Below are 17,571 nucleotides of genomic sequence, written 5' to 3'. Positions count from 1 at the left end.
TCCTAATAGAGAAAGAATGATGCATAGATGAGTGGAGCTGTGTTTTATATTTTCGGAGCAACGGGTGATTTAGCGAAAAGAAAACTGTTTCCAGCCTTTTACAGCCTTTATCGGGAAGGCAAGCTGGGAGATAACTTTGCTGTAGTTGGTCTGGCTCGCAGACCGCGTACGAATGAGCAATTCCGTGAAGACGTGAAAAATTCGATTCAAGATTTTGCTCGTTACAAAAATACGGATGAGGCAGAATGGGAGAAATTCGCCCAAAGATTCGAGTACATGTCACTCGATATTAACAATGTTGCAGGTTTCCATGAACTGAATACATTGACAGCGAAATTGGATGAAAAGTATCAAACGGGCGGTAACCGTCTGTTCTATTTGGCTCTTGCGCCTGAGTTGTTCGGCAATGTCTCGTACAATTTAAGTGAAGGGGGCTTGCTCCAAACAGAAGGTTGGCATCGCCTAGTTATCGAGAAACCATTCGGCTACGATTTGCCGTCTGCGGAGCGTTTGAATGGACAACTTCGTCAAGTATTCGAAGAGAAAGATATTTACCGTATCGATCATTACCTAGGTAAAGAAATGGTCCAAAACATCGAGTTCGTTCGCTTTGCGAATGCGTTCTTCGAGCCGCTTTGGAATAATAAATACATAGCGAACATCCAGATCACGTTGAGTGAGACTGTTGGTGTAGAAGAGCGCGGTGGCTATTATGACCACTCGGGAGCTCTTCGCGATATGGGCCAAAATCACATGCTGCAAATGCTGATGATGATGGCGATGGAACCGCCTAGCCGTCTACATCCGGAGGATATCCGTGATGAGAAGGTGAAGGTACTCCGTTCACTTCGTCTGTTCGAAGACGGTAAAGATGTACGTTCGAACGTGATTCGTGGGCAATATGCCAGCGGTTCTGCCAAAGGCAAAGCACTCCCTGCCTACCGTGAAGAGGATTCTGTGAATCCGCAATCGACGACAGAAACGTATTTTGCAGCACGTGTTCACGTGGATAATTTCCGCTGGGCGGGTGTGCCATTCTATATCCGTACTGGAAAACGACTACCGGTCAAAACGACAGAGGTCGTTGTAGAATTCAAGAACATACCAAACAATGTTTATTTGGCTAAAAAGCATGAGCTTGAGCCGAATCTCCTCGTATTCCGAGTGAATCCGATGGAAGGCATCTATTTGAAAATGAACGCGAAACAACCTGGTTCAGAAGGCGTGATCGTACCGGTTGCGATGGACTTCTGCCAAAGCTGTCAAATCGGCATCAATACGCCAGAAGCTTACGAGCGCTTGCTGTATGATGCAACTCGCGGAGATTCCACTTACTTTACACGTTGGGATGAAGTAGCGCTGGCATGGTCTTATGTGGATCGGATTGCGGCTGCATGGGGCGAACAGACAGATGACCTCAAACACTATCCTGCTGGATCATGGGGTCCTGAAGAAGCAGCGAAGCTCTTGAGTGACGATGGATTCAAGTGGTGGCCGATAAATGGTCAGAATGAAGGGGAAGTCGACTGGGAAGCTGTTCAGAAAACAACCGTATTGGCTTAGCATAGGGTGTTTATCCAACAGGCGAATTCGCCTGTTGGTTTTTTGCGTGCGGGTACAAGCGGAGCAAGAAATCACGCCATGTTGTCGAGTCTGGACGATGTATCGGACACAATTTGTGGTATACTAGTGCATATGGCCATTTTTTTATTTTATACACTTGAGGTGCATCGATGTCACGAAGAGCGTTTGTGCGATGGCTGCTTGCCATTGGGGCTGTTTTAGTAGGATTAAGTGCTTGGTTTAGTCTGTTGGTTAAGAAAAAATTCATTCCCGAGGAACAGGCTGTTGCCGCACCCTTGGCTAGCTCCGAGCCTCCTCAACAAGCTACGCCAGCGCCTTCGGAGGAACCTCTGCCTCTTGGCCCACTGATGTCTTTTTTTATCTTAAGTGATCTTCATGTTACATCGGGCGATTCGCTTCCCAATAAAAAGCTTAGGCTTGCGTTAGATGATGTCACGCAATTCGATGGTCCTGTCGATGCGATTATGCTGACTGGTGATTTGACGGATACAGGAACTGATGTTGACTATAAAGCATTGCGTGCCATATTGAATAATTATAAGCTTCCGCCTATTCATGGGAATATGGGGAATCATGATTATTATACGATTTGGATTAATAAAGCGAATAGTTGGGATCAGGATAAAGTGCCGAATGGCAAGAGTGATGCGGTTAGTAGAGAGCAGTTCATGAAGTTCATGGGCTATACTTCTATTTATAATGATTTTACGACGAACGGACACTCTATCCTATTGCTGTCACAAGAAGCTTACGTGCAAGAGAAACCTGAAGTGGGTGAAGGTGCTTGGTACTCCGATGAACAACTCGCTTGGTTCAAAGGAAGACTGGGCAATTTATATAAACCAGGAAGACCTCTATTCGTGATGACGCATCAACCTTTGCCGCCTGTTGGCACAGATGGGGCTACTCACCAGCTCATTCGGGCCATTCAGTTCCGCGAAACGTTGAAGCCTTACAAGAATGTATTCGTCTTCTGTGGTCATCGTCATCAGGATTTTCAGAATGGGACACCGCACTATATTCAGGAAACGTTCCATTATTTTCATAATGCCTCTGTAGGAAGAACGCTGAATCGGGCGTACCAGCAAACTGCACAGGATAAAGCACAGGGCATTTATGTGCAAGTATTTGCAGATAAAGTGGTTGTGCGCGGCAGGGAATTCAGCAATCGCACGTTCATCGAAGAAGCGAACTGGACAGTCCCATTGGAGAAAGCACATGCTTGATTCTGAAGTAGTCATAGGTATAAGTACGTGAACTACCTCTAAAAGAAGAAGGGAATAAACGAACACATGAAAACGCAACTCACTAAACTTCTCGAAACGGAAGTCGCTAAACGACGGACGTTCGCGATTATTTCTCACCCGGATGCGGGGAAAACAACATTAACAGAGAAACTGCTTCTGTTCGGGGGCGCAATTCGCTTAGCCGGAACAGTTAAAGGTCGTAAAGCTAGTAAGCATGCTACATCAGACTGGATGGAAATTGAAAAACAACGGGGGATCTCCGTAACGTCAAGCGTTATGCAGTTCGACTATGAAGGTCACCGTGTCAATATTCTAGATACACCAGGTCACCAAGACTTCAGTGAGGACACCTACCGTACGTTGACAGCCGCGGATAGCGCCGTGATGTTGATCGACGTGGCCAAAGGGGTCGAGACCCAGACCAAAAAGCTTTTCCAAGTATGCCGGATGCGTGGAATTCCCATTTTCACATTTATTAATAAACTGGACCGTGAGGGTCGTGATCCATTCGAGTTGTTAGAAGAGCTTGAAGAAGTGCTTGGTATTCGTTCTTATCCGATGAACTGGCCGATTGGGTCAGGGAAGCAGTTCTGTGGGGTTTACGACCGCGGGAAATCGCAGCTAGAGCTATACCAAGGGGACGATCACAAGGATATTGAAGTCCGCAAGGTAGAAGGCGTAGAAGATCCGTTAGTGAAGCAAATCGCAGGTGAGTTCCTGCACAAACAATTGTGCGGAGATATCGAGCTGTTGGATGTTGCTGGTGACCCTTTTGATATGGAAAAAGTGATGAAGGGTGAACTTACGCCTGTTTTCTTCGGGAGTGCAGTGAACAACTTCGGTGTTCAAACGTTCCTTGAGAACTTCCTTCAATTAGCGCCACAACCCGAGCCGCGCACTAGCACTGCTGGTGTGATCGAGCCAACGAGAGAGAAATTCTCTGGTTATGTGTTCAAAATTCAAGCGAATATGAACCCCGCTCACCGTGACCGCGTAGCTTTCTTGCGTATCGTCTCCGGAAAGTTTGAGCGAGGCATGTCCGTGAAGCATGTAAGGCTTGGTAAGGATATCAAGCTGGCACAGCCCCAGCAGTTCCTTGCACAAGATCGTGATATCGTGGAAGAGGCGTTCCCAGGGGATATCATTGGTCTATTCGATCCAGGTATTTTCCGAATTGGTGATTCCTTGAGCGAAGGAGAAGAGGTAATTTTCGATGAATTGCCAACGTTCTCACCAGAGCTATTCAGCAAGGTATCGATCAAAAATGCTTTGAAACAAAAGCAGTTCCTGAAAGGGATCGATCAGTTGACGGAAGAAGGGATGATTCAAGTCTTCACGACGATTGGTTTCGAAGATATGATTCTTGGCGTCGTAGGCCAACTTCAATTCGAAGTACTGGAGCATCGGATGAAATCGGAGTATGGCGTTGATATTCTTTTGCAGCGTCAGAATTATCAATTCGCTCGTTGGATTGTGGATGAGAAAATCGACCCGGCTAAATTCCGGATCAACTCGCAGTTAGTGAAAGATAAAAAAGGGAATTATGTTGGCTTATTTGAAAGTGAATACGCGCTTCGTTCTTCCATTGATAAAAATCCAAGTGCACAGTTCTTAACGAGTGCGCCTTAATAGCTAGATATGATAAAGAGGCTCTCCTGATGGATTTCAGGGGCAGCCTCTTCTTGTATTTTTGTCGCCAATGCTTCGTCGCATACATACACTAGGATGGGTGAATTCGAAGCTGGAGGCTAGATATGAAGAAAATGAGGAAGATACGTTCAAAGAAACCGCTACCCTTGAGTAAGGCAAGATATGTCAGTAGTAAAATTGGCAAAACGAAGGCTGTCGAGTCTGTCGAATCACTTCGCAAGTATGTGCCAAGCACCAAACGCATGAATTCAGTAACCCTACAAGAAATGCTCGAACAATATAAAATGGTCTACGTAAAACCCAATATAGGTATGTTCGGGAACGGTGTCATTCGTATCGAGCTAGCAGGGGAAGAGGCAGAAAAGCCATATTCTTACCAATCTGGTGTCATCATAAAAAGGTTCAAAACCTTCGCTGACATGTACGTCTCACTCCTAAAGGTGACAAGGAAACGGCGTTATTTAGTACAAAAAGGGATTCATTTGTTGACCTACAAGGGGAACCGCTTTGATCTCCGTGTCATGGTGCAGCAAACGCCTGCTCGCAAATGGGAGACAACGGGAGTTATCGGCCGCGTAGCACATCCGTCAAAGATTGTTACCAACTTTCATAATGGGGGCACGTTGAAGTCGGTGGATACCTTGTTAAAGAAGTATTTGCCTCGTGCGGAGAGAACTGGGTATGTGAACCGGCTGCAAACCATGGGCGTTCAGGTGGCTAAGGCGATTAATACTCGGTATAGAGGGGTAAAAGAGATAGGCGTGGATGTCGCCTTAGATAAAGATCTGCAGCCATGGATTCTTGAAGTGAATACAAGTCCGGATCCTTATATTTTTCGTCGATTAAGTGATAAACGTATTTTTGCTAAAATCAGAAGATACGCCAAAGCATACGGCCGGTTATGAAATCATAACCGGTCTGTTGTCATTCATATGAAAGGTTTGTTCAATGTCATAGGCAGAAATCGGGGGGCTAAGCAAGAAACCTTGAATCGTCGTGCAGGTTGTTTCTTTAAGAATATCTAGTTGCCCGATGTCTTCAACCCCTTCGGCGACAACTTGGATATTAAGGGCATGACCGAGGTGGATGATGGCGTTCGTAATCGCCAAATCATTGGAATTATTTTGAATGTTTTTGACGAAGGAACGGTCGATTTTGAGGCAATGTATTGGAAACTCCTTCAAGTAATTGAGGGACGAATAGCCAATCCCAAAATCATCGATGGAGATGGAAATCCCTTTGGAACAAAGCTTATCAAGGACGGCGATCGTTTTCTCCATATTTTGCATAATCGAGCTTTCGGTAATTTCGAACTCCAAATAAGAGGGGTTAATGCCGGTTTGCCCAATGATGTGAATGGCTTTATCCGCAAAGTTCTCATCTTGAAACTGGCATGGAGAAATGTTGACGGCAACTTGATAATCTAGCTTATTTTCAGCGAGCCATCGTGCTTTCTGTAGACAGGCCTCCCGTAATACCCATTCCCCAAGTGGCAAAATGAGGCCGGATTCCTCAGCAAGCGGGATGAAATCGGCAGGCGCAATCATGCCGTGTAAGGGATGATTCCAACGCACCAGGGCTTCGAGGCAACTAATTTGACCGGTAGATAACTCGAGCCGAGGTTGATAAAATAGCAAAAGCTGATTCTCAGTAATCGCTTTGCGCAGGTCGGTTTCCATTTGAATCTGATTAGCGAACCGTTGTTGTGTTGGTAAGGGGTGAAAGGTAATGAGTTTGTTCTTGCCTGTTTGTTTGGCCAGGAGGAGTGCTTGCTCAGCTTGCTGGAAAGCCTGTGGTACATTCTCACGTGTTATCGTAAGGTCGCTCAGACCGAAGCTTGCACGAAGAAAGCAGTCCTGACCCCGGTAAGTAAAAGGGGTATCAAATATTTGTCCAACACGATGCAGCACAGATTGAAGTTGTTCTTGCGTATTTGCTCGAAGAAGAAGTGTATATTCATCATCGCCAGACCGAACAACAAGATCGATGTAATCGAGTAATTTCAATCTGCGGTTTAATTCATGGAGTAGATGATCTCCGCATGCGTATCCTAGGGAGAAATTTACTTGCCGAAAACGATCAATATCGAAAACAAGACATGCACGGATGGGAGCGGATGAGGTATCATCATGTTTCCGAACAGCATGTTCTAACTGGGCGAGGAGCTGCCCGCGAGAGTGAAGTCGAGTGATCTGTGATGGGTTCTTGAGAGCTTCGATTGTTGTTGACGTTATGAATCGAAGATGGCGCCAGATTGCTTTCATTTGCTATCACTCATTCCCATCTCATAGTTGTCCCAATATCCTTTATAATAAAGGTCTGAGAGGAGATTAACAATATTAAGAGTTTGCTTTTATGACAAAAAATGGCGTTTTTTTTCAGGTTTCTTAATGAAAAATTAATGTATATGTCGAATATTGGCGAAAACGAAATAAAGAGCATAATTCTGAATTTATATTGACAGAAGCAGCCCTTGAATGAGAAAATGTACGCGTGTACATTATACGTGAAATTGGGTGGAAAGGAGCCAAACAACATGGTGACGAGAAAAGAGGTTGCCGAGCTTGCTAAGGTATCTGAGGCGACTGTATCTCGTGTATTCAATGGACTTGGTCCGATGAAGCCTGCAACGAAAGAAAGAGTTCTCGAAGCGGCGAAGGTACTTGGTTATCATCCGAATGCGATTGCGCAAAGCTTTGCTCGAAGAAGAAGCGGGAATTTGGGGGTCGTGCTTCCTTATATGCCGAAGGTGCATTTGTTTTCCGCGTATTATTTTGCAGAGATTCTAAGCGGGATTGGGGAGCAGGTGAGGGAACAAGGTTATGACTTGTTGTTGTCCCTCCTAACACCAGATGACGAATTGGACTATGGCCGGTTATACCGATCGCAAAAGGTAGATGCCTGTGTCATTCTCGGGGCGAGAGATACCGAATCACAGCGAAGTTCTTTACTGCAATTGCAGGAACAGGGACTGCCATTCTGCTTGGTCAATCAACGATTCGAGGGATTGTCCTTCCTAGAAGTTGATGCGGATCATGTGGAGGGGAGCTATCAGGCAGTACGCCATTTGCTGGATGAAGGCTATCGGAAGATTGCCTTTCTCAACGGTTCTCCACAGTATACGAATTCCTTGGATAGACTTCAGGGGTACCAAAAGGCGATGTTAGAAGCTGGCTTAACGATAGATCCTTCTATGCAATTTGAGGGGAACTACAGCCGTACTAGCGGGTATGAGATTGCCGCAAAGGTGTGGGAGATTCGGGATCAAGTTGAGGCGGTATTTGCGGCTAATGATCGAATGGCTATTGGACTCATGCAAGGACTTCGTGAACGGGGATGGATAGCTGGACGCGATTATGCGGTCATCGGGTGCGATGACTCGGATGCAGCGAAGCTAAGTGATCCACCTCTCAGCTCTATTAAAGTGCCCTTCTTTGAAATGGGCAAACAGGCAGCCCGTGCTGTTCTAGCTAGCGTTGGGCAGGGAAGCAGTGAATCTGGGCTGCAAGTTAAGCTGCCGACGGAAGTGAAGATTAGGCAGTCGTCGAAGTTGGGGGCATTGAGAGCGGGTAGCTGAGGGTAGCGGGATTGGTGCTGAGTAATGAGTGATGAGTGATGAGTGATAAGTAATGAGTAATGAGTAATGAGTGATGAGAGCTCAGAGCTGGTGAAAGTGCTAAATGATGAGTAATGAGTAGCGAGTTATGAGAGCCCAGAGCTGGGATGCAGAGTGTGAAGTGAGAGTAGCTAGGGTGTTTGAATAAATAACTGGATTTCCTGTAGGTAATTTTGTTGGAATTGGCTTGTTTGGAGGTTTAGATGGATTTTCTACAGTTAATTTCGTGGTTTTGCTTAAAGAGAGGCAGGAAGCGGATTATTAACTGTATGTTTTCAGGCTGTCGAGAAAGTGCCCTTTTTCAAGTTTGAATTAATTAACGTCACTTTTAGACTCGAACGTTGTCTCTCAGATTGTTTTAAATCGATTTTTCTTTTAAGAGGAGAGATCCACCACATAAAAATCAAACTGTCGAAAACACCGCGAGACTTTCTCGACAGCCTGATGTTTTCCAGTTAGATTGAAAAATCAGTTGGATATGGCAGAAATAGATGTATGTTTTCCAGTTATTTGGTGGCTGATGGGGAGCGCTGAGTTGGTGTGGCGCGCAGAGTGTAGGGTGAAGAGTAAAGAGTAAAGAGTGTATGGTGAAGAGTGAAGAGTGGAAGCGAGTGCCAGTGACTGGAGTAAACAGACTTGGGGAGGCGTGTATACGATGAAAAAAACATTCAATATCGGTATGATAGGCTATAAATTTATGGGAAAAGCACATAGTCATGCCTATAAAGATTTACCTATGTTCTTTCCACAAACGGCGATTCCAAAGATGAAACTCATCTGTGGTCGCGACGAGAGCGGTGTTCGTCAGGCAACCGAGCAATTCGGCTGGGATGGGTATGTAACGGATTGGCGCGAGCTGGTTACGCATCCGGATATCGACGTCGTCGATATCAATGCGCCGAGTGATGCGCACAAGGAGATTGCATTGGCGGCGGCGAAGGCCGGCAAGCATCTGTTCTGCGAGAAGCCGCTCGCGCTAACCCTTGCGGATGCAAGGGAGATGCTGGAAGCGGCCGAGGAAGCTGGCGTGAAGCACATGGTGGGCTTCAACTATCGTTTTGCTCCGGCGGTACTGCTGGCGAAGAAGCTCGTGGAGAGCGGCCGCCTCGGCCAAATCTACCACTTCCGTGCTTGGTTCTTGCAAGATTGGATCGTCGATCCGACGTTCCCGTTGGTCTGGCGTTTGCAGAAGGAGATTGCGGGATCAGGATCGCATGGCGATCTGGGCGCGCATCTTATCGATCTAGCGCACTTCCTCGTTGGCGAGATGACCGAAGTGATCGGGATGAGTGAAACATTCGTGAAGGAGCGTCCGCTTCCGACATCGATGACGGGGCTTAGTGCCAAAGGCAGCAAAGATGCACCGCATGGTCCTGTTACGGTTGATGATGCGACATTATTCATGGCTCGCTTCGCGAATGGCGCTTTGGGCAGCTTCGAGGCAACGAGATTTGCTCCCGGGCACCGGTGTACGAACTCTTTTGAAATTAACGGCAGTAAAGGCAGCGTGAAATTCGATTTCGAGCGATTGAATGAGTTGCAGGTGTATTTTACAAGTGATGATGAGGATGTTCAGGGCTTCAGACGTGTGCTTGCAACAGATGCCTCACATGCCTATATGGATGCTTGGTGGCCAGCTGGACATACGATCGGGTATGAGCATACGTTCGTACATGAAGTTGTGGAGCTGATGACAGCGCTTTCTGAAGATCGGCAGCCAGTTCCGAATTTTGTGGATGGCGTGAAGTGTCAAGAGGTACTGGAAGCCGTAGATCAATCGATCGAACAGCGTCGCTGGGTTCGTATAAGTGAAGTATAGAAGGGTCATGGAGAGAGGAGTCGGAATGGCATGAGTCAGAAACAAGCATTGATTGTATGGGGTGGCTGGGATGGTCATCAACCCGAGGAGGTTGCGGGGATTTTTGCAGGATTACTGCGTGAAGAGGGCTATGGGGTAGAGGTTTCAGACACGTTGGAGAGCTTCAGGGATGAGGAACGTTTGGCGAGTATAGATCTGATCGTTCCCGTATGGACCATGGGGAAAATTGAAAAAGAGCAGCTGACACCTCTCATTCATGCGGTGAAAGTTGGCGGAACAGGGATTGCAGGCTGTCATGGCGGGATGGGGGACTCTTTCCGTAATGAAGTAGAGTATCAGTACATGGTAGGTGGCCAATGGGTGGCGCATCCAGGAAATGATGGTGTTACCTATACGGTTCGTATGAAAGACAGCGAGCAGCCACTGACCACGGGCATCGGTGACTTTGTCGTCGTTTCAGAAAAATACTATATGCATGTGGACCCTGCGATCAAGCTGCATGCAGTTACTGACTTCGATGATGTGGAGATGCCGGTCGTATGGACCAAAACTTATGGTGCAGGCAAAGTCTATTATAATTCGCTTGGCCATCAGGCTAACATTGTACGTATGCCAGAAACATTAGAATTAATGCGACGCGGATTGCTTTGGGCAACACGCTAACTATAGGGGGACATGAAGCGATGAGCAAGATGAAGGTTGGTATCATTGGGTGTGGAAATATAAGCGCGGCTTATATGAAAAATATTCCTAACTACGCTCACTTGGAATTGCTTGCCTGTGCGGACATTGATGTGAGTAAAGCTGAAGCACGTGCCGAAGAGTTCGGAATTACTCATGCGTACACAGTAGAACAATTATTAGCTGATCCACAAGTGGATATCGTGATTAATTTGACGATTCCGGCTGTACATGCGGCAGTCTGTATTCAAATTCTAGAAGCAGGTAAACATGCTTATGTCGAAAAGCCGCTCGCTGTAACGCGGGAGGAAGGGCTGCAAATTTTGGAGGTTGCTAAGCGTAAAGGACTTCTGATTGGCAGTGCACCAGATACATTCCTGGGAGGCGGTATCCAAACCTGTGTGAAATTGATTCAGGATGGATGGATTGGTACACCGATTGCCGCTACGGCTTTCATGATGGGCAAAGGCCATGAGCATTGGCACCCAGATCCTGAGTTTTACTATGCCAAAGGTGGCGGCCCTATGTTCGACATGGGTCCCTACTACTTAACAGCTCTCGTGGCATTGCTCGGGCCCATTCGTCGTGTAACGGGTTCAACGGGTGTGAGTTTCCCAGAGCGTACAATTTCGAGTGAGAAGAAACGCGGACAGAAAATACAAGTAGAAACGCCAACGCATGTGGCGGGGGTATTAGATTTTCACAGTGGAGCGATTGCAACACTTGTGACGAGTTTCGATATCATGGCGGGTACTGGGTTGCCTAATATTGAAATCTATGGAAGTCATGGTTCGTTGCGAGTCCCCGATCCGAATACGTTCGGTGGCCAGGTGCTTATTCGCAAAGGCGGTTCGGAGTATGAGCCCATCCCACTTTCGCATGGCTACAAGGATAATAATCGCGGATTGGGCGTTGCAGCAATGGCGCAATCACTATTAACGAGCGATAACTCAGCGCATCGTGCGAACGGCGAGCTTGCCTATCACGTACTGGAAGCGATGCATGGTTTCCATGATGCGTCTGACTCTGGTCAGCATTATGTAATGAAGAGTAGCTGCGAGAAGCCGGCTGCGATGAATCCGTTGACAGTACTATAAGTAAATGAAATCGTAGCAGCTTGGCAATATCCTCCTCGTTGGTCAGTGACTGATGAGGGGGATTTTTTTTTTGTTGGAGCTAAGGAATGCCGAAGCATCCCCCAGCAAGTTTTAATTATTTTAACAATGTGATGGTCCATGTAGGGAAGAATTTACTGAAGATGCGCCTTAAGGGTTTCGACGAGTGTTTCTTGCGTACTTGCTTCGGAATGCTGCCATATAATTTCAAAAAGAACACCTAGCCCAGGTAAAACCTTCTCTTCCCCGCCAATAGAGTCTTCAATAACTTCTTTGAGTTCTTCTGGTGATTTGTTATTAACCCGCTGGTTGATGGCTTGTCTAAGGGTAATATTCATTCAAGGACCTCGCTTCCATTTCATTCTCGCTATTACTATGTGCAGATTAAGAAGGCTTCATCCTTCCCACTCTTCGCCAATGCAGACAGTGGTTCCATTGTTGTGAAGTGGCTCAGTGGGCTGAGTATGGTATAATAAATGGGATATATTCTTGGAATATGGAGGAACGTGAGCGGTGAGAAAACAATTCGCGGTTATTGGGATGGGGAGATTTGGTTCAGCTGTCGCTAAGACGTTATCACAACTAGGATTCGAGGTTCTTGCCATTGATCAAGACGAAGAGACGGTTCAAGACGTTTCCGCTTATGTGACTCATGCGGTTCAAGCCGATTCTACGGATGAGGAAGCGATGCGGGCGCTAGGCATTCGTAATTTTGACGTTGTGGTTGTGGCCATTGGGGAAGATATTCAAGCAAGTATTCTAACGACACTAATTCTCAAAGAAATGGGTGTAGCTACGACGATCGTAAAAGCTGTGAATGATCTCCATGGTAAGGTTCTTAAAAAAATTGGCGCAGATAAAATCGTCTATCCAGAACGGGATATGGGGCAACGTGTAGCCCATCATATGATTTCATCGAACATTATCGATTACATAGAGCTTTCCGCCGATTACAGTATTGTAGAAATGAGAGCATCGAAAGAGATGATTGGCAAAAGTCTGCGCGAACTTGATGTGCGAGCCAAATATGGCTGCAATGTGATTGCGGTCAAACATAACGAACAGATGATCATTCCTCCGAGTGCGGAAGCGCCAATTAAGCAAGAAGATATTTTGGTCATAGTAGGTAAAAATTCGAGTCTTCAAAACTTTGAAGTCACTTTTGCGGAGTAGGTAAATTCATGACACATGCATACATAGAAATCATGTCTGTTCAAAATACGAGAGTCAAAGACTGGGCTCAGCTCTTGGAGCGGCGCGGCAGAGATAAGCAGGGCAAGTATATCATTGAGGGATACCATTTGATTGAGGAAGCTTTGAAGGCGGGGGCTGAGGTGGAGGCTATTCTTTTTCTAGCGGAAAAAGGGAGCCCTCAGGAGCTTGTCGCCCTCGCAGGTGATCGCGCCGTCGAGTGGGTCGGCGTGAGTGCAGCGGTGTTGGCCAAGTGTTCGGACGCCCAGACGCCGCAGGGTGTAGTGGCTATCGTGACGCGGCCACAGGTTGGCATGGACGAGCTGCTTGCCGGCGAGCACGATCTGGTCGTGGTCCTGGACGGGGTTCAGGACCCGGGCAATCTTGGCACGATCATCCGCAGTGCAGATGCGGTCGGTGCCAAAGCGGTCGTGCTCGGCCGCGGCACGGTCGATCTGTTCAATCCCAAGACGATCCGCTCGACGATGGGATCTATGTACCATCTGCCGATCGTGGAGGCAGATTTGGGTGCGTTGTTGCCGCGCGCGCGTGAGCGCGGCGTGCGGCTCGTGACGACGAGCCTGCAGGCGCAGGGCTCGTGTTACGACACGGACCTGCGGCAGCCGACGTGGCTGATTTTCGGCAACGAGGCCAAGGGCGTGTCGCCGGAAGTTGCTGCGCAGTCCGACGTGCAGGTCATTATTCCGATGCAAGGCAAGGCGGAATCGTTGAACGTCGCGATGGCTGCGACGGTTTTGCTGTTTGAGACGGCTAGGCAGCGGATGGTGTGAGTGAACCCATTTTTGGAACGTGATGTGAGTTGTAATTCACTTTGTCACCGTTTGGAACGTAGATTTGTCACTACTTAGACTAGTCCCGATGTGCACAAAGCCTTGATACATCGGGATTTTTTAATATCTTTATAAGTTGAAATTTTTAATGATCATGCAATAAGATTAAAAAAATCTTTGAAAAATCACCTCGAAATTCTCTGTAATGACTCTTGTCATAATTCGTATCCATTTGGAGGGATTTCTTTGAAAGTGATTGGGGAAAATGTAAGAAGACTCAGGAAAATACATGACCTAAATCAAATTGAATTTGCAAAGTTAATAGGGGTATCACAGGGCAGTTTGAGTGATATAGAATCAGGAAAATGTAATCCTTCTGTAGAAACTGTGGTTTCTATATATTCTACATTTGAGTGTTCACTTGATTGGTTATTAAACACAGAGAGTCAAAAAAAATCAGAAAATAAAATATCAAATTCCGAGCTTAGTTACTTAGAACAAGAGTTAATTAGTGCTTTTAGAGAGTTGGACAGCGAAAATCAAATAGAAGCTTTTGAAATAGTAAAACTTAAAAAGAAGCGCAACATAACCTAATATTATTGATAAGTAAGAAGTGATCCATAAATAATTTTCTAATAATTTACATCCTAATATATAAAATTGTTTATAAATATTAAATATTAGTTTGAATGTGTTGGTATATAACGTTTACCCAAAAGCACTGGTGAACAACAAGCCCGAGGGAATCCCTTGGGCTTGTTTTTGGTATATTTTCGGATAGTAGTTATTTGTATTTGTCTAGTGTAAATACGTGTTAGATAAAAAAATAGAGTATTTGACTGGCAGTGGCGTTAAGCTAACTGGCAGTTTAGTGGAATATAGGTACCGAAACAAGTGAAATTATTGCATAACAAAAGAGGAGTATGGTATGTCACATAATTTGGGACTCAAGATTGAATCTGAAAAGCGTTTTGAAAAATTTGTTGAGCGGGTAAAGAAAACTCAGCTTGTTTGGGGTTTAAAATCGGCAGAAGGATGGTCTGTATCACCTTCAAACGATTTTGAAGATGCAACTGTAATGCCTTTCTGGTCGGAAAGTGCCTATGCAAAACAATGTGCTCGTGAAGAGTGGGCACATTACGCTTCCGAATCGATACCACTTGATGAGTTTGTCAATGCTTGGATTCCTGGGCTTGATGATGATAATTTATTAATTGGCACAGACTGGAACGTTCATCTTTTAGGTAAAGAAATTGAACCGTTAGAATTGTTGGCAAAATTGCTTGAAAAGTAACGCATCGTTAAGCTAACTGGGAACGTTTGTTCAATAAACACACCAATGGGAGGCTGCCGGCATAATCGGCAGCCTCCATTACGTTAACGGGCAGGATAATGGAACAAATTGTTTGTATTACTGGGTCGAAGGCGGAAGAACCGGCTGAAGGGAGGATCTCGTCTACCGCCTCGTGTCCGAGACCCCGAAGGCGAAGATTATTTTAATCCTTTGAATACACCCAAGTCGGATTTTGTTTAGTGTTGTCTTTCCGTTTTGACGGAAAAATGGCTTACCTTGATTGGCATGACGAATTAATGACTAAGGCCCAAAACAGAAACAACTTCCTCGTCTTTCGAGGAAGTTGTTTCTGTTTCTATGCCTAATTATACAAATAGATTACCATCTATTTAGATTAAACTACGCATTTACTGTTTCAGGCCTTTTTATTTGTAGTGGAGGAGGAACAAGCCAACCTTTTTCTTTACTCATCTCCAGTATTTTAAGGCCTAATGCTGTTTTAGTTATATGGTATTTTGCAAATAAAGCGCCAATATCAACTCTAATGGATTGGCCCATAGCTTGACTGCAGGCAACCAATCCCAATGAAACGTCAGCAGCAATTTTGGCTGCAATCTCGGGATCAGCGAATCTTGCACCGACTGGGATATCCTCGAGTTTAACTGCCGGTCTTTCAGGCATTGTTGGAACTGTGGCAATTCCGTTATCAATAAGTATTTTATCTAATTCTTTTATTTCAAGATTTGCTTGATCAATGAGACCGTCGAGTATCTTTTTAAGATCTTTGTCTCCTGAGTGATTTAAATAGGCTTGATAACAGGATACAGCTCCTTTAGCCACTGTGGACGCTGTCCATACACTAAAGATTTCCCCGTAGTGTAGAGGTTCATCTTTTGGATTACCGCTTAAAATTCCCATATGAGTTTAGCTCCTTTGTTCTAGTTTAATGACTTGTATATCATACCCATTTATTCTTTTAAAATTCATGTACCGTCGATTTACATAATTGAAAAAAAATTACTGAATAGTGAATGTTTGATTATTTCCTTTGGATACAATACCAACAGAGGTGATTACATGCGATGTTTACTTTGCGAAAATGAACAAATGTTAAGAGGAAAAAAAACGAAATGTTTTATATGTACCATAATCAAGCGTCGAAATTTTCCTAAAATTTAATAGTAGCAAGTCATTAGTGATTTATAGATGTATAAGGATGGAAAAAAATGTAATAATATAGTTATAAAAGGAATTCTCGGGATTGAATCATACAATAACCTCCGTTAGAAACGGAGGTTATTAGTAGAAATGTCTATATTTTAGGTGTGTTCACGATTCCGCTTTTTTAACCCAGCTAAACCGACTAACCCTAGAAGGCCAAGCCAACCCCAATTGTTATCATTGTCATCAGTAGCAGCATTAGTTCTATAAGTAGCTGTTGAATTTGTCCCGTAACTATTAGTAGTAGTCGTACCGTTAACTGAACCATATCCGTTATATGCCGATCCAGTCATACCTGTACTACCTGCGGCACTCGATACTCCTGTACACAACAGAAACATGAAACACATACTTAAAAAAAACGTAAATGCTTTCTTTTTCATTTTGGTTTTCTCTCCTTAATATAATTATTTGTATTGACATGCTTGTTTTCTCCTATATGTAAATCATTTATACGAATGAGTGAGTGCCAAAGAAGTCCACTAAATGAATGGTGTATATTGTCCCTAAAAGCATATAATATTAATGTTCCAATTATTAAGATGGGTGGGCTAATATCAGGACAAACCAAAAAAAGAGTATAGAATCAGCAATGCAAAAAAACCAAAAACCAAATCAAAACAGTAGTAAAAAAAGTAGCAGCAATAATGGTATTGATGATGCAAATATAAATTCAGGTGGTTAATGAATTTGTTTAAACAACTTAATAACCTCTTCAAACAACCTCACTTCAATAGAAGTGAGGTTGTTGTCGTCCAAATGATTGTTTCTCAAGTGTGGTCCGTCCAAAGAACACAAATCACTAACCAGGTAATGTTGATTTATTCTATGCAGGTTCATGTGGTGATGACAGATGAGGTCATTACGCTAACGAGGAACGATAGCTGAATAAAGACACCTCGGCAGCCGGCCATGATGATCGGCTGCCTTTTCCACGCTAACGGGCAGCATTCGTAATTTTAAATAATAACTACCTTGTAAAAGGAGTTTATTATTACGTGGACGAATATGAAAAATAAATATATTGCAGGAGGAAAAAATGAAAAATTCTGTAAATGCATTGACCATTGTATTTTTAGGTGTTTGTTTAATAATTGGATGCTGGCTCATATCAAATTCATTTATCAAAAATAACGTTGAGGTTCCATCTTCTAATCTTCAGAATCAGCTTTTAACCCGTTCTGAATTAGCCCAATACCTAGGTATTAGTGAAACTGCGGTAGACAAACTGGGTCCACAATCCATGGGGGCTACAACTACAAGTCAAATCCCATATGTGAAAATTGGGAATACAATATATTTCCCATTGAAAGCTATTGACAGTTGGCTTACAAAAACTGAAGCTGTTATTGTCCAATAACA

At 44.6% G+C, this 17,571-nt stretch carries 18 protein-coding genes; 14 read left to right on the top strand and 4 right to left on the bottom strand.

Annotated elements, in window-relative coordinates; translation table 11 throughout:
• The first annotated feature begins 27 nt into the window (after positions 1 to 27).
• The 4 genes from zwf (at position 28) to HQN88_RS32880 (ending at position 5,386) form a co-directional block, all read left to right on the top strand.
• Positions 28 to 1,563, top strand: coding sequence for a glucose-6-phosphate dehydrogenase (gene zwf, locus HQN88_RS32895; protein WP_173120267.1), 1,536 nt, complete (start codon positions 28 to 30; stop codon positions 1,561 to 1,563).
• Positions 1,564 to 1,733: 170 nt separating this feature from the next.
• Positions 1,734 to 2,810 (top strand): metallophosphoesterase family protein, encoded by a 1,077-nt coding sequence (locus HQN88_RS32890; protein WP_173120265.1) that lies wholly within the window; start codon positions 1,734 to 1,736, stop codon positions 2,808 to 2,810.
• 66 nt (positions 2,811 to 2,876) lie between these two features.
• A complete protein-coding gene (locus HQN88_RS32885; RefSeq protein ID WP_173120263.1) occupies positions 2,877 to 4,460 on the top strand; it encodes a peptide chain release factor 3 in 1,584 nt (527 codons plus the stop codon).
• 125 nt (positions 4,461 to 4,585) lie between these two features.
• A complete protein-coding gene (locus HQN88_RS32880; RefSeq protein WP_246320594.1) occupies positions 4,586 to 5,386 on the top strand; it encodes a YheC/YheD family protein in 801 nt (266 codons plus the stop codon).
• Here HQN88_RS32880 and HQN88_RS32875 read toward each other — a convergent pair.
• Positions 5,381 to 6,745: a putative bifunctional diguanylate cyclase/phosphodiesterase gene (locus tag HQN88_RS32875; protein WP_173120261.1), complete on the bottom strand. Its 1,365-nt coding sequence runs from the start codon at positions 6,743 to 6,745 to the stop codon at positions 5,381 to 5,383. The two genes, HQN88_RS32880 and HQN88_RS32875, sit on opposite strands and share 6 nt — an antisense overlap.
• A 272-nt stretch (positions 6,746 to 7,017) precedes the next feature.
• On the opposite strand from HQN88_RS32875, the gene HQN88_RS32870 reads away from it, so the two are divergent.
• From HQN88_RS32870 to HQN88_RS32855, 4 genes are all read left to right on the top strand, one after another.
• Positions 7,018 to 8,058 carry a LacI family DNA-binding transcriptional regulator gene (locus HQN88_RS32870; RefSeq protein ID WP_173120259.1) on the top strand — a complete coding sequence of 347 codons (1,041 nt, stop codon included), beginning with the start codon at positions 7,018 to 7,020 and terminating at the stop codon, positions 8,056 to 8,058.
• A gap of 694 nt (positions 8,059 to 8,752) precedes the next feature.
• Entirely contained in the window at positions 8,753 to 9,916 is a 1,164-nt protein-coding gene (locus HQN88_RS32865) for a Gfo/Idh/MocA family protein (RefSeq protein ID WP_173120257.1), read from the top strand.
• A 30-nt stretch (positions 9,917 to 9,946) separates the two neighbouring features.
• The gene (locus HQN88_RS32860; RefSeq protein ID WP_173120255.1) at positions 9,947 to 10,579 is read left to right on the top strand and encodes a ThuA domain-containing protein; all 633 of its coding nucleotides are present in this window, start codon (positions 9,947 to 9,949) and stop codon (positions 10,577 to 10,579) included.
• Positions 10,580 to 10,599: 20 nt separating this feature from the next.
• Complete coding sequence (locus HQN88_RS32855) at positions 10,600 to 11,694, top strand: Gfo/Idh/MocA family protein (RefSeq protein ID WP_173120254.1); 1,095 nt, start codon at positions 10,600 to 10,602, stop codon at positions 11,692 to 11,694.
• Between the two features lie 152 nt (positions 11,695 to 11,846).
• On the opposite strand, the gene sspI is transcribed toward HQN88_RS32855, so the two are convergent.
• On the bottom strand, positions 11,847 to 12,050 hold the full coding sequence (gene sspI, locus HQN88_RS32850; protein WP_173120252.1) for a small acid-soluble spore protein SspI: 204 nt from the start codon (positions 12,048 to 12,050) through the stop codon (positions 11,847 to 11,849).
• 175 nt (positions 12,051 to 12,225) lie between these two features.
• Here sspI and HQN88_RS32845 point away from each other — a divergent pair, with 175 nt between their 5' ends.
• The 4 genes from HQN88_RS32845 to HQN88_RS32830 all read left to right on the top strand — a co-directional run bounded on the left by HQN88_RS32845 (position 12,226) and on the right by HQN88_RS32830 (position 14,988).
• Positions 12,226 to 12,885: a potassium channel family protein gene (locus HQN88_RS32845; RefSeq protein WP_173120250.1), complete on the top strand. Its 660-nt coding sequence runs from the start codon at positions 12,226 to 12,228 to the stop codon at positions 12,883 to 12,885.
• A gap of 8 nt (positions 12,886 to 12,893) precedes the next feature.
• Positions 12,894 to 13,694 carry a TrmH family RNA methyltransferase gene (locus HQN88_RS32840; protein ID WP_173120248.1) on the top strand — a complete coding sequence of 267 codons (801 nt, stop codon included), beginning with the start codon at positions 12,894 to 12,896 and terminating at the stop codon, positions 13,692 to 13,694.
• A 252-nt stretch (positions 13,695 to 13,946) separates the two neighbouring features.
• Positions 13,947 to 14,288, top strand: coding sequence for a helix-turn-helix domain-containing protein (locus tag HQN88_RS32835; RefSeq protein WP_274318817.1), 342 nt, complete (start codon positions 13,947 to 13,949; stop codon positions 14,286 to 14,288).
• 334 nt (positions 14,289 to 14,622) lie between these two features.
• Entirely contained in the window at positions 14,623 to 14,988 is a 366-nt protein-coding gene (locus tag HQN88_RS32830) for a DUF2750 domain-containing protein (RefSeq protein ID WP_173120244.1), read from the top strand.
• A gap of 399 nt (positions 14,989 to 15,387) precedes the next feature.
• On the opposite strand, the gene HQN88_RS32825 is transcribed toward HQN88_RS32830, so the two are convergent.
• Together HQN88_RS32825 and HQN88_RS32820 are read right to left on the bottom strand one after the other, a co-directional pair.
• Positions 15,388 to 15,906: a DUF3231 family protein gene (locus HQN88_RS32825; protein ID WP_173120242.1), complete on the bottom strand. Its 519-nt coding sequence runs from the start codon at positions 15,904 to 15,906 to the stop codon at positions 15,388 to 15,390.
• Positions 15,907 to 16,307: 401 nt separating this feature from the next.
• Positions 16,308 to 16,592 (bottom strand): WGxxGxxG family protein, encoded by a 285-nt coding sequence (locus tag HQN88_RS32820; protein ID WP_246320593.1) that lies wholly within the window; start codon positions 16,590 to 16,592, stop codon positions 16,308 to 16,310.
• A gap of 307 nt (positions 16,593 to 16,899) precedes the next feature.
• On the opposite strand from HQN88_RS32820, the gene HQN88_RS32815 reads away from it, so the two are divergent.
• Together HQN88_RS32815 and HQN88_RS32810 are read left to right on the top strand one after the other, a co-directional pair.
• Positions 16,900 to 17,097 carry a hypothetical protein gene (locus tag HQN88_RS32815; RefSeq protein WP_173120240.1) on the top strand — a complete coding sequence of 66 codons (198 nt, stop codon included), beginning with the start codon at positions 16,900 to 16,902 and terminating at the stop codon, positions 17,095 to 17,097.
• Positions 17,098 to 17,248: 151 nt separating this feature from the next.
• A complete protein-coding gene (locus HQN88_RS32810; RefSeq protein ID WP_173120238.1) occupies positions 17,249 to 17,569 on the top strand; it encodes a helix-turn-helix domain-containing protein in 321 nt (106 codons plus the stop codon).
• The last annotated feature ends 2 nt before the right edge of the window (positions 17,570 to 17,571 follow it).

Origin of the sequence: Paenibacillus qinlingensis, assembly GCF_013204845.1 — a bacterium.
Classification (GTDB): Bacteria; Bacillota; Bacilli; order Paenibacillales; family NBRC-103111; genus Paenibacillus_E; species Paenibacillus_E qinlingensis.
The sequence above is the reverse complement of the archived record's forward strand: the minus strand, read 5'-3'. Positions and strand labels throughout refer to the sequence as shown.

What these genes read in the sequence shown, in the direction of transcription:
- zwf (WP_173120267.1), top strand. Translation starts at nt 28, where the DNA reads ATGAGTGGAGCTGTGTTTTATATTTTCGGAGCAACGGGTGATTTAGCG.
- HQN88_RS32890 (WP_173120265.1), top strand. Translation starts at nt 1,734, where the DNA reads ATGTCACGAAGAGCGTTTGTGCGATGGCTGCTTGCCATTGGGGCTGTT.
- HQN88_RS32885 (WP_173120263.1), top strand. Translation starts at nt 2,877, where the DNA reads ATGAAAACGCAACTCACTAAACTTCTCGAAACGGAAGTCGCTAAACGA.
- HQN88_RS32880 (WP_246320594.1), top strand. Translation starts at nt 4,586, where the DNA reads ATGAAGAAAATGAGGAAGATACGTTCAAAGAAACCGCTACCCTTGAGT.
- HQN88_RS32875 (WP_173120261.1), bottom strand. Translation starts at nt 6,745, where the DNA reads ATGAAAGCAATCTGGCGCCATCTTCGATTCATAACGTCAACAACAATC.
- HQN88_RS32870 (WP_173120259.1), top strand. Translation starts at nt 7,018, where the DNA reads ATGGTGACGAGAAAAGAGGTTGCCGAGCTTGCTAAGGTATCTGAGGCG.
- HQN88_RS32865 (WP_173120257.1), top strand. Translation starts at nt 8,753, where the DNA reads ATGAAAAAAACATTCAATATCGGTATGATAGGCTATAAATTTATGGGA.
- HQN88_RS32860 (WP_173120255.1), top strand. Translation starts at nt 9,947, where the DNA reads ATGAGTCAGAAACAAGCATTGATTGTATGGGGTGGCTGGGATGGTCAT.
- HQN88_RS32855 (WP_173120254.1), top strand. Translation starts at nt 10,600, where the DNA reads ATGAGCAAGATGAAGGTTGGTATCATTGGGTGTGGAAATATAAGCGCG.
- sspI (WP_173120252.1), bottom strand. Translation starts at nt 12,050, where the DNA reads ATGAATATTACCCTTAGACAAGCCATCAACCAGCGGGTTAATAACAAA.
- HQN88_RS32840 (WP_173120248.1), top strand. Translation starts at nt 12,894, where the DNA reads ATGACACATGCATACATAGAAATCATGTCTGTTCAAAATACGAGAGTC.
- HQN88_RS32830 (WP_173120244.1), top strand. Translation starts at nt 14,623, where the DNA reads ATGTCACATAATTTGGGACTCAAGATTGAATCTGAAAAGCGTTTTGAA.
- HQN88_RS32825 (WP_173120242.1), bottom strand. Translation starts at nt 15,906, where the DNA reads ATGGGAATTTTAAGCGGTAATCCAAAAGATGAACCTCTACACTACGGG.
- HQN88_RS32820 (WP_246320593.1), bottom strand. Translation starts at nt 16,592, where the DNA reads ATGAAAAAGAAAGCATTTACGTTTTTTTTAAGTATGTGTTTCATGTTT.
- HQN88_RS32810 (WP_173120238.1), top strand. Translation starts at nt 17,249, where the DNA reads ATGAAAAATTCTGTAAATGCATTGACCATTGTATTTTTAGGTGTTTGT.